The sequence below is a fragment of the Dysgonomonas sp. UBA7710 genome, assembly GCF_002482385.1.
Lineage (GTDB): Bacteria > Bacteroidota > Bacteroidia > Bacteroidales > Dysgonomonadaceae > Dysgonomonas.
The window spans coordinates 439,489-451,988 of sequence record NZ_DLFW01000002.1 but is presented as its reverse complement, the minus strand read 5'-3'; the positions used below and the strand labels follow the sequence as shown (position 1 = coordinate 451,988).

Here is a 12,500-nt window from a genome sequence, read left to right as displayed (position 1 = left end):
TAGTATGTATTAATCAATCTCCTCCTTTGGCGGGCAGTTCCCGTGTGGTTTGCCTTGCTATCAAAGAGGTCTTTATCAGTCTGTTCTTTCGCGATACATTTCCGGGGTTCTCTATTTTTTCCAACATAAGTTGCATCGCTTCCTCCCCCACTTTTTTAGGATGCTGATCCATAGTAGTAAGCATGGGATCGGTATCCTGTGATATATTGGAATTGGAAAAGCCGAAGATCGAAACCTCTTCCGGTACTTTCAAACCAAGCTTCTTTGTCGCCAGTAATATACCCGAGGCCGTATAATCGTTCATCGCCATAAATGCATCCGGTCTGTCAGGTTCCTGCAATATCTGCATTGCTCTCTCATAACCGAGCTGCTTGGTATCAGCTATACGCATCAGATTTTCATCTACGGGCAGATGGTATTTGCGCAATGCATCCAGATAACCATTTCTCCTGTTCTTGGATATTTCGAGGTGCAACGGGGCCGAAAAAAAGGCTATACGCTTACAACCTGTCTTTATCATATATTCCACAGCGGTAAATGTTCCCGAATAATCATCCACCACTACCTTATCCGTGTCGATTCCCGTACAAATACGGTCGAAAAAGATGACCGGTATATCGTTATCTATCAATTCCTGAAAATGATCGTATTTTGTAGTCATTTTCGACTGAGAGATCAACACGCCGCATACACGGGCCTTGATAAGAGTCTGTACATTCCGTATCTCTTTCTGGTAATCTTCCGACGACTGGCATACAATTACATGGTAATCCTTCTCCTCGGCGATAGTCTCCATACCGGATAATACACCGGAAAAGAAGTGGTTTGCCAATTCAGGAACGATAACCCCGATAATATTGGTATGCTGTGTTCTCAGGCTCAAAGCCAACGCATTTGGCTTATATTTATACTTTTTCGCATAATCCTGCACCAGTTTCCTTGTTTCGAGGCTTATGTCAGGATTATCTTTCAAAGCCCTCGACACGGTCGAGGGCGATATATTCAAATCTTTAGCAATATCTTTAATTGTTAACGGCCCTTTTTTCATGGTCTTCAAATTTTGCATTTACTTTGTATAAAAGTAATCAAAATTCTAATACCAAGACACTTCGAGGCTGCAATGTTAAAGACCCGTTATTTAAGTTTACAATATTTTCACTTATAACATCCTTTGCCTGACTCTTCGGCAACACTTCTTTATATGGTGAAAGATCTATCGTTTTTTCACTATCCGACCCGGACAGGAATACAACAACGGACTTCCCGTTGAATTTACGTTCATAAACATAAACACCATTGTTTGTCACAAAATGCTTTAGAGTTCCTTTTGATATAGCTTCATTTCCTTTTCTCCATTGCAATAATTTACGAAGGTAATTGAAAGCCTCGTTCTGTTGCGGCGTTCTGTTAGCCGAAACGAACAGGTCTGTCTTATCACCCTGCCATCCTCCGGGAAAATCGCGACGCAGATACCCGTCTCCCTCTCCCTTGTCGGCAGCCATTAATATTTCAGTACCATAATATATTTGCGGGATTCCACGGGTAGTCAACAGAAATGCAAGAGCCTGTTTATAACGGTTCAGATTAGAGGTTTGCTCTTCGGTCCTGTAAAAACGCGATGTATCATGATTGTCAAGGAAGATAAGTAATTCCATAGGATCGGCATAAACTATATCCTGAGCCAGATATTCATGTATGCGCGACAGGCCTTGCCCCCAATCTGTGGTTTCCTGATCGAATGCGCTGTTCATTATATCTGTAAGAGGAAAATCCATCACCGAACGCAGATAGGAATTTTTCGGATAAGCCAACTTACTGTCTTTCTGCCAATAAGCTACTCCTACATTGGTATTAAGCCATGTTTCGCCTACAATATTAAAATCGGGATATTCTTCTGTAACTTCCCTGCACCAGTCCGACATCATGTCATAATCGGCATAGGGGTGTGTATCCTGACGGATACCATCAATACCTGCATATTCTATCCACCAGATACTATTCTGGATAAGGTATTTGGCTACATGCGGATTTCGTTGGTTCAAATCGGGCATAGACTCTACAAACCAACCATCCGCGGATCTCTTAAAGTCGTATGCTGATACGTGCGGGTCGAACTGTGTAACTGTCTTATATGAAGTCTGCACATATCCGTCAGGGTAATTGAACCAGTCTTTAGATGGTCTGTCCTTAAAGAAAAAATGTTCACTGCCACAGTGGTTGAAAATCATATCCATCACCACCTTCATCCCTTTAGCGTGAACCTTATCCACTAAGTCTGCAAACTCCTGATTGGAACCGAAACGACGATCTACTTTATAATAATCCGTTGTTGCATATCCGTGATATGAACCCTCCGGCATATCATTCTCCATCACCGGATTGAACCAGATGGCGGTTACACCGAGATCGTGTATATAATCCACACGGTCACTTACTCCTTTAAAATCTCCGCCATGACGGGCATATTGTCCGTTACGGTCTATTTTGGCCTCACGCATCCCTGCAATTACATCATTCGATGTATCTCCGTTTGCAAAACGGTCTGGCATAATCAGATAAAGTACATCTGAAGCATTGAAGCCTATCCTGTCGGATGAGCCGGACTTCCGGCCTTTAATCTCATAAGGAACCACCTTCTTGTCCTTCCCCTGCTGCAATACAATATCGAACTTTTCGGGTTGAGCTCCGGATAAGTCGAAATATAATATAAGATAATTAGGGCTTTCCAGCTTTACAGTTTCTTTCAGCCTTACCGATTTTGAAGTAATACTTACGTCCGATTTAGCCACACCTTCTCCGTGTATCAATACCTGCAATTCAGGATTTTTCATCCCTGACCACCAAAAAGCAGGATCTACTGTTTTTATATCGATTGCAAAAACCGATAAGCTCAGTAAAACGAGTAATAATACTAAATAGATTTTCTTCATGTACTATATAATTTATATTTGATTTACGTCGGTTTTGCCGCTCCTACATTTTTTCAGTTATCAGTCAACAACTCGTAACTGAAAAAGGTAACAGTCTTTTTTAGTCTTTGTGTTCTTTGTGCCCCCCTTCGTGTACTTAGTGGTTAAAGCTCTTTACCACAAGGGATACAAAGGTTTACGCAAAGAACACTATATAAAAGGTAACTTTTCAGTTAACAGTAAACAGTCATCAGTCATCAGTTAACAACTTGTATCTTGTATCTCGTGTCTTGTCTACTTGTAACTATTCCCAAAAGGTAACAAAGGTAACAGTATTTACAGTCATCAGTCAACAACTCGTAAGATGTAAAACTTTGCGCCTTTGCGTCTTTGCGTGAAACAAAACAAAACGCCAGCCAACTTGTAACTTGTAACTGCCCGAAGGGTGGAGTAACTCGTAACTCTTAAAAAAGTAACAAAGGTTACAGCTTTTTCAGTCAACAACTCGTATCTTGTATCTCGTCTACTTGTACCTTCTTTCAAAAAGTAACAAAAGTAACAACCTTTCGAAATTTTTCACACTGTTACTTTTCTATCGACAACACGCTTGTTATCTGTACTCTATAGATAAAGTTATAAAAAAAAGTAACACCTGTTCAGTCATCGGTCACCAGTAAGATATTATCTAATTTTTTACTTTTCGTTTTTCACTTTTCCATTACACCTATTCCCTCCCCGATGAACCTACCATCGATTTAACCCTCCGGTTAAAATCCGTAGCTTCGAGTAATTCTTCCAGGGTAAGATGCATCCTGTACCGCCAATAGTGTTGCGATATAGCCGGAATATTTATGCGCTCATCTTCGGCAACCGGACGTTTCAGAGTGTCGTCTATCGACAGCCAGTCCTGAAGCGGCAGAATAGCAAGCATAGCCGGAGAATATAAATGATTACTTACAATTTGGGCGCACAAATCGGCTGTACATTCTTCGGGAGCAGCACCATGCTTCCATAATACCTGATTGTAATATTGCTGGGTCAGCTGCCTGTCTTCTTTCCACCACAAACGGAGAGGTGACATATCATGGGTAGATGTCGTGCAGACACTCAGGTATGGCAGATGATGCAGGTCGTTGAATAATACCTCCCGTTCTTTTGGCATCCGTTCTATCTCGAGGCTCAATATCTGAAGTTCGTTCATCACCGAAGGCACAGATTCGGGAACCATACCCAGATCTTCACCGCATACCAGCATCGAGGTCGAAGAAATAAGAGTAGGTAGCTTCGTCATTGCCTGATCGCGCCAATACTGGGAATGGCGGCGATAGAAAAATTCATTATATAACCTGTTGAATGCATCTTTGGCTCCATCGTCCAGGTCCCTGTAGGAATAGTTGTACTGGGCGGTTATACGGGGATGAAACTTATAAGGTTCACGTTTATCCCTGACAAACAGAACTTCGTTACATAAGCTGTATAAGCCATCCCGGATATAATTGGATTTCTCATCATCCCTCCCGGTAAAATGTTCCTTAATCTTGGCTTGCGTATCGAATTCTTCTTTCAGTTCGAAACGCTGCCATCCGGTAGGACGAAGGTATTTTTCAATAACCTCAGGCACATGGCTACCAAATATATTACCTAAGAAGTTTTCACGAATGTAGTGTTTCAGCATCCTGTCCTCATCGAACCAAAGACCATAAGAACGGATTTCATCGGCCGTAAGAGGTAGAGCCGGGCTAAAATACCCCAACAATCCCTGAACAGATGACAAAGGTATCTCCCAGATGCGGAAAAATCCCAGAATATGGTCGATACGGTAGGCATCGAAATAGTCTGCCATTTTGCGGAAGCGTTTCAGCCACCACCGGTAGCCATCCTTAGCCATTTCTTCCCAATTATATGTAGGAAATCCCCAGTTTTGACCGAAAAATGAAAAGTCATCAGGTGGCGCGCCCGTCTGTACATCCAGATTGAACAGATGCGGCTCTACCCATGCTTCCACGCTGTCGCGGCTGATGCCGATAGGAATATCGCCTTTGAGAACTACCTCATTCTGGTGCGCGTACTCTTTTACTTCCACTAGTTGTTTGTGTAGCAAGTACTGCGTGAAGCACGATAATTCGATATATTTTTTTGCATCTTTATCTGTTTCGGTCAATTTAATAAGTTTCTTTTTATCAAAAGCACTGTTCGTCTTCCACTTTCTGAAATTGGCGGTTTCATATTTATCCCGAAGATAAGAGAAGCAAGCGTATGGAAACAACCATTCTTCGTTCTGCTCATAAAAGGCCAGGTAGTCTTTGCTTTTTAATGTATTTGTGCCTGATTGGGTGAAAAGATCTTTTATGTAACGCCATTTCAGAGCCAGAACCCTGTCATAATCGACATTTTCCAGGGTGTTTAGTTCGCCTGCTTCTCTTTCGTATTCTTTATATAGATTTTCATCTTTTAGCGGATATGCTTTCAGCCCCAGATAGATAGGATGCAACGCATAAATGGAGATTGCATTGTATGGGTACGAATCTATCCAGGTGTATGTGATGGTAGTATCGTTGATGGGCAACACCTGTATTATTTTTTGTCCTGTTGCCACTGCCCAATCCACCATTTTCCGCAGGTCTGAAAATTCACCTATACCAAAACTGTCGTTCGAACGTAATGAAAATACGGGGATGGATACACCCGCAGCTTTCCAGTTCATCCAGCCATAAGCGTAGGCAATGGATTCCACCTTAACCATATCTTCTTTTGCCGGGGAGGCGGGCAATGGTGATAAGACACGGTTGAAACCCTCTTCCCAATGTACAATTTTCTTCGTGCTATTATCATAGATTGCAAGTTTGTATTCTAATGTGGTTTTTATTTGTGGCGCATTAATCGCTACCTGCCAACTCCCGAATCTTACCTGTGTAAGCTCCAGAGCATCTTCGGGCTTCCAATTTCCTAATGTCTCCGAAGCTCCGCAAAGTATCAGTTTCTGATTTTTCTTTACATTCACACAGGTAACATTAATAAGGATGGTCTTCTTGTAATATTTGACTTTCGCATTATCACCATGCGCAAAGAAACTTTCCGAAAAACACGATGTGTAAAGGAATTTCTGTTGGGGTACGCCCCGCCATATATCCTGCACATCGAACCGTTTATCAGTCTCTGTTCTCAACCAGTGCGGGCTTCCCCATTCGTGAGCGATTATGTTGTTTTGGTCTTTTACCAGATATTGATATTCTATATCGGTGGCATCACCGGCTTCAATCTCCAACTCCCATATGGATGGAGAAATATTTTTCATTTCTGCGGCCTTGTCCTTCTCCCAATTACCCAAAGCAGGCACTGAACCGCAAACATATACAGTCTGTCCCCAATCGGTATGGTAATCTATTTGTAGTTTTAGTCTCATGAATGATGCTTTTTATGGTTTTTAGACTTATGCGTTTTTATGCATGGCTTTGTCCTAAACAAATCTACATAATAATGAATAAGAATTTATCCGGCACCTTGCTATTTTTGTCGAAATTAACTTGCAAACGATTGCAGGGAGCATGCAAATAAGTTACAGTAGGCGAGATACAAGTTGTTAACTGTTGTCTGTTAACTGTTAACTGAAAATTCCTATCTTTGTATCAGAATTGTATACAACAATGCCGGAATTTAGAAACATAAACGAAAAAGAAAAAATATCAGCACAGCGGTTTGCCGACCTTATACTCGATATAGGGACATTCCTGCTGGCATCGGGTGCGCACTGCGGACGTCTCAGCAGCAATATAGGAAGGCTGGCCACGACATGGGAATTCGATATAAATATGAGCCCTACTTTCAACGGTCTCACAGTTACAGTGAAAGATAAGAACGACCCGTCCAATTCCGTCACCTGCTATAAAAATTCACCTCCACATAGTGTACATCTTGCTATACTGACCGCCGTATCTCACATGTCATGGAAAGTACAGGAAGAGAACCTGCCCATATCTTACGTGGAAAAGGAGTTTGCCAAGATAAAAGCCAAGTCTAACTACAAAGATATTGTTGTGGCTGTAGCTGTCGGATTTTCGTGTGGCGGCCTTTGCCTGTTCTCGGCAGGAGACGAAAAAAATGCGCTGATAGCTTTTGTTGCTGCATTTATCGGTTATCTGGTAAGAGTCTTCTTTGCCAGAAAGAAATTCAATCCGATGATATGTATATCTATTGCGGCTTTTATCACAACATTGATAGCAGGACTTGGCAGATTATACGGATTCGGGGAGCATCCCGAAGCCGCAATGGCGACCGGCGTTCTATACTTGATACCGGGTGTACCGCTGATAAATTGTGTCATAGACCTGATAGAAGGTTATCTGCCTTCAGCTCTGAACCGGGCTTTGTTCGGCGGGTTCATTCTGCTTTGTATTGCAGCAGGTATGACACTGTGTATTACTTTGTTGGGAATAGGGAATTTTTAATTAGCAGATTAGCATATTCGAAAATTAGCAAATGGAAGAACTGACAATCATAAATATATTCCGCGACTTTACCATCGCTTTCCTTGTAGGTTTCTGCTGGGCTATACTGTTCGGCTCGCCTAAACGCCTGTTGTGGGTTGCCGGGCTACTTGGCGGTATGGGACATGCTCTTCGCTTCATCCTTATACAACTCGATTTCGGGATGATAACGGCTACATTAGCCGGTTCGGTACTGATAGGGTTAATTGGTATTTTCGCAGCGCACAGGGTAGACAGCCCGCCGGTAGTATTTACAATGCCGGCCTGTATTACCATGATTCCGGGTATGTTCGCCTACAAAACGATGTTGGCCGGAATAAAGGTTACCGACCTGCCTACAGTGGAACAAAACCCGCATATACTGATAGAGATGTCTCACAACCTGATGCTTACCATGTCATTACTGTTTACATTAGCGATAGGCATCTGTATAGGAGCGCTGCTTTTCCGCAAGTCGAGCGTGAAGAATATATCGTTTAAAGATGTGATAGGAAAGGGTTAAGAAAGAACCTTTTCCCGCTTGCTTTTCTGAATGGCTTTCACTATCCAGCGCGATACAAGGAATACGACTATCTGCGTAAAGATGATAAACACCCCTGACGGAACATCCAATACCGCAGACATGAACAAGCCGACAATACACCCGAAAAATCCGATCAGGATGGAAAGAATAATCATCTTTACGAAGTTGGAAGTAAACAGGTTGGCTGTCATCTGGGGAACGGTAAGTATCGACATCAGCAGCACAATGCCTACCAAACGGATAGAAAGTACGATTGTAATGGCAATCCCCATCATCATGGCGTACTTTATCAGGTTGACCGGCAGATTACGTGTCTTTGCAAAATCGGAATCGAAAGCCGCGAACAGTATATGGCGGCCAAAGAGCAAAAAGACAATAATCAGCACTATGGACAAGATGGCCAGATAAGTTATATCCGGCTTTGTGATAGTAAGTATATTACCAAAGAGATAATCCGAAAGATTAGGTGCAAAGCCGGGTTTGAGATATATAAAGATAATCCCTATTGCCATTCCGAGCGACCAGAAAGAGCCGATTGCCGAATCTTCCCTCACTCCCTGCCTCGATGATAACCATTCGATACCGAAAGCCGACAAGATGGAAAAGATCATAGCGGCAAATATCGGATTCCACCCGAAATAGAAGCCCATGCCGATACCTCCTAGCGAAGCATGCGTTATTCCCCCGCTGATAAATACAAGCCGGCGAATAACGACATAAGAGCCTATGATACCGCAGGCTATACTGGCAAAGAAGCTCCCCAACAGGGCGTTCTGAAAAAAGGTATATGAAAGGAGGTCTATAAATTCCATTCCATTATAAGTTATCTCTGATTTATATCAAATTTGCACTCAAAAACTTACGAATCTGCTCTGCATCCTCTCCCCTTCTTTCTATATATGCTTCCAACTGGTCATCAAGTATATTACCTATATTGAAATATTTGGATTTAGGATGTGAAATGATAATACCACTCACTGAAGCATTCGGAAGCATCACTCCGTTCTCGGTCAGCTCCACTCCTATTTCTTCGGATTGTAACAAATCCCTATTCAGCAGGAAATTGACAGACTGGTCGGGTATAGACGGATAACCCACTGCCGGACGGATTCCCTGATATTTAAGGGTAAACATATCATTTACGCTTATATTCTCATCAGGAGCAAATGCCCAGTACTTCCTCCTTATTTCGGCATGCAGCCATTCGGTAGACGCTTCTGCCAGACGGTCTAAAACCGACTTGAGAAGCAGTACTTTATATTCATCGCCCTGACGTTCATACTCGCTCATCAGTTCATTTGCACCTACTCCGGCAGTAACGGTAAAGCCCCCCACATAGTCTTTCTTTCCGGAAGATTTCGGCGCAACGAAATCGCATAAAGAAAGATACTCTCTCTTGTCATTTTTTTTCTGCTGGCGAAGCATAGGAAAACGTATACCATCGATGTAAAGGGACTCGGCATCGCTATATGATTCATAGACGCCGAATACGGCATTGATATAACCGGCCTTATCATATACCAGCTGATCTAGCAACGCCTTGGCATCTTTATACAATTGCATACCCTCCGCAGCTTTTTCCCTTTCTTGTTCAGGGAAGGAACTCAGCCATGTAGCCTTGCAAGAAGGGCAATCATCGATATTTTGCACAGAGGCATAGCGCGCCGACAAATTCCATGAATGAAAGAAGAATTTCCAGTCTATATAAGGCACAATGATTTCCACCGGGATATGTTTCAATGTCTGACGTCCTTTCACCCGCGGTTCGGGAGTATTATAATCCTCCCAATTCAGTTTCATGCCCTTATCCAATACTTCGGACAATGGTAGCAGATCCGCTTTCTTATCACCCGCCGTATCACGCAATGAAGCATATTCGGTGCGTACATCTTTTATATAGTCTTCCTTTGTCTTCGGATTTATCAGCTTACCTACAGCCGCAGGCGCCTGCGAAGCATCCTTGACATATACCACCGAACCGTTATTGTATTTCGGATCTATCTTAATTGCCGTATGCAGCTTCGATGTAGTAGCCCCACCGATCATCAGCGGAATGGTAAAGCCAGCCTTTTCCATCTCATGGGCAACGATGCTCATTTCTTCCAGAGACGGAGTTATAAGGCCGCTAAGGCAAAGTATATCAGGCTGTTCTTCTTTTACTTTCTGAATAATTACTTCCGGAGGAGTCATCACCCCGAGGTCGATTACCTCATAGTTGTTGCAGGCAAGGATAATAGATACTATGTTCTTACCGATATCGTGCACATCGCCCTTTACGGTAGCGATAACCAGCTTTCCGGCCTTGTTGCTTCCTGCCGAAGATGCTTTCTGAGCCTCCAGAGTCGGTTGCAGGATAGCCACTGCACGTTTCATTGTACGGGCAGTTTTTACAACTTGCGGAAGAAACATTTTGCCGGAACCAAAAAGATCGCCTACCTTGTTCATTCCGTCCATTAATGGCTTGTCGATAATATCCACCGCCTTCGGATACACCTGAAGCGCTTCCGTCAGGTCTTCTTCCAGATAGTCGCTGATACCTTTTATCAGAGAATATTGGATACGTTCATCGAGCCGATAAGAACGCCATTCTTCCACTTTTTGCTCTGTCTGCCCTGTATTTTCGTTCTTTATCTTTTCGGCATATTCAATCAGTTCGTCCGTAGCCTCTGCCCTGCGGTTGAAGATAACATCCTCCACAAGATTTCTCAGATCGGCTGGAATATCATCATATACAACAGATTGCCCCGGATTTACGATACCCATATCCATACCCCGCTGAATAGCGTAATAAAGGAATACGGCATGCATGGCCTCACGCACATAATCATTTCCACGGAACGAGAATGAGAGATTACTTACTCCACCGCTGATTTTAGCATGCGGCAGGTTTTCTTTTATCCATGTGATCGTTTCCAGGAAATCGACTGCATAGCCGCGATGCTCTTCTATACCTGTCGCGATGGCAAGTATATTGGGGTCGAAAATAATATCCAGCGGATTGAATCCGTCATTGACCAACAGCTTATAAGCCCTTTCACAGATTTCTATCCTGCGGGCAAATGTATCGGCCTGCCCCGTTTCGTCAAAAGCCATGACAATGACCGCCGCGCCGTACGCCTTAACCAGACGTGCCTGACGAAGAAAATCTTCCTCCCCCCCCTTCAATGAAATGGAGTTTACAATCGGCTTACCCTGTACGCATTTCAGCCCGGCTTCGAGCACTTCCCATTTCGAGGAGTCTATCATTACAGGCACACGGGACACGTCCGGGTCGGATGCCATCAGATTGAGGAAAGTAGTCATTTCCTTCACTCCGTCCAGCAAACCTTCATCCATGTTCACATCCAATACCTGCGCGCCGTCTTCCACCTGCTTGTGGGCAATAGTCAACGCTTCCTCGTATTTTTCTTCCTTTATCAGACGGAGAAATTTGCGGGAACCCGCCACATTCAGGCGTTCCCCTATATTTATAAAGTTGATCTCAGGCTTCGCTTCCAGTAATTCCAGTCCCGAAAGCCACATATATTCCGGTTTGCGGGCCGGTTTATGCGGAGTCGCACCTTGTATGAGGTCTACATATTTTGCAATGTGACCGGGAGTTGTACCGCAACATCCTCCCAGAATATTTACGAGGCCTTCGTCAATATATTCTTTTATCTGGCCTGCCATTATTTCGGGTGTCTCATCATATTCCCCAAACTGGTTCGGTAATCCGGCATTGGGATAAGCCGATATAAAATTCGGCGCTATACGTCCCAGTTCTTTCAGGAATGGTTTCATATCCGATGCTCCGAATGAACAGTTAAGTCCTACAGATAAGAAATCTATATGGCTGACGGATGCTAAAAACGCTCCTACTGTTTGCCCCGACAATGTCCGCCCCCCTTTATCGGAGAGAGTGACAGAAATCATTATAGGCAGGTCTATATTGCGTTCTTTTCTTACTTCATCCGCTGCGAACAAAGCGGCTTTGGCATTCAATGTATCGAAGATAGTCTCGATAAGCAATAAATCCACGCCTCCGTCTGCAAGTCCTTCAATCTGCTCTTTGTAAGCATAATACAGATCATCGAAAGTCACCGCTCTGAATATCGGATTCTCAACTTTGGGACTCATCGAAGCCGTCTTGTTAGTCGGCCCTATAGAGCCGGCAACATAACGAGGCTTATCCGGATTGCGCCTTGTATAATCGGTGGCGGCTTTCTTTGCCAGTCTGGCCGCTTCAATATTTATCTCCTTTACCAGATCAGACATATTATAGTCTTCCATCGATATAGAGGTTGCATTGAACGTATTTGTTTCAATGATATCGGCGCCCGCTTCGAGATATTCGCGGTGGATGGCTTCTATCACATCGGGACGGGTTAGGCAAAGCAAGTCATTATTACCTTTCAGTAATGTAGTTGAACCTTCAAACCTGTCTCCGCGGAAATCTTCCTCTGTCAGTTTATAGCGTTGTATCATGGTGCCCATGGCACCGTCGAGTATAAGGATTCTATCCTTCAATATATCGTGTATTTTATTCATTTCTATTTTCAATTATTGGATATTTTGCAAAAATACGGATTGTTTATTTTTAATATT

General features: G+C 43.3%; 7 protein-coding genes. 2 read left to right on the top strand and 5 right to left on the bottom strand.

The features are described 5' to 3' along the window. Window positions 1–13: 13 nt before the first annotated feature. The 3 genes from B3317_RS02115 to B3317_RS02105 all read right to left on the bottom strand — a co-directional run bounded on the left by B3317_RS02115 (window position 14) and on the right by B3317_RS02105 (window position 6,312). Entirely contained in the window at window positions 14–1,048 is a 1,035-nt protein-coding gene (locus B3317_RS02115; RefSeq protein WP_291108146.1) for a LacI family DNA-binding transcriptional regulator, read from the bottom strand. Window positions 1,049–1,085: 37 nt separating this feature from the next. Next, window positions 1,086–2,930, bottom strand: a complete 1,845-nt coding sequence (locus tag B3317_RS02110; RefSeq protein ID WP_291108143.1) for a glycoside hydrolase family 13 protein — start codon at window positions 2,928–2,930, stop codon at window positions 1,086–1,088. Between the two features lie 703 nt (window positions 2,931–3,633). Then, the gene (locus B3317_RS02105; protein ID WP_291108140.1) at window positions 3,634–6,312 is read right to left on the bottom strand and encodes a 4-alpha-glucanotransferase; all 2,679 of its coding nucleotides are present in this window, start codon (window positions 6,310–6,312) and stop codon (window positions 3,634–3,636) included. A gap of 241 nt (window positions 6,313–6,553) precedes the next feature. Here B3317_RS02105 and B3317_RS02100 point away from each other — a divergent pair, with 241 nt between their 5' ends. Then, window positions 6,554–7,354, top strand: a complete 801-nt coding sequence (locus B3317_RS02100) for a threonine/serine ThrE exporter family protein (protein WP_291108137.1) — start codon at window positions 6,554–6,556, stop codon at window positions 7,352–7,354. Between the two features lie 31 nt (window positions 7,355–7,385). After that, window positions 7,386–7,895 carry a threonine/serine exporter family protein gene (locus tag B3317_RS02095; protein ID WP_291108135.1) on the top strand — a complete coding sequence of 170 codons (510 nt, stop codon included), beginning with the start codon at window positions 7,386–7,388 and terminating at the stop codon, window positions 7,893–7,895. Here the strand turns inward: B3317_RS02095 and B3317_RS02090 are convergent. Together B3317_RS02090 and metH are read right to left on the bottom strand one after the other, a co-directional pair. Beyond that, on the bottom strand, window positions 7,892–8,719 hold the full coding sequence (locus tag B3317_RS02090) for a metal ABC transporter permease (RefSeq protein WP_291108480.1): 828 nt from the start codon (window positions 8,717–8,719) through the stop codon (window positions 7,892–7,894). The genes B3317_RS02095 and B3317_RS02090 overlap by 4 nt on opposite strands. Window positions 8,720–8,750: 31 nt before the next feature. After that, complete coding sequence (gene metH / locus B3317_RS02085) at window positions 8,751–12,443, bottom strand: methionine synthase (protein WP_291108132.1); 3,693 nt, start codon at window positions 12,441–12,443, stop codon at window positions 8,751–8,753. Between the last annotated feature and the right edge of the window lie 57 nt (window positions 12,444–12,500).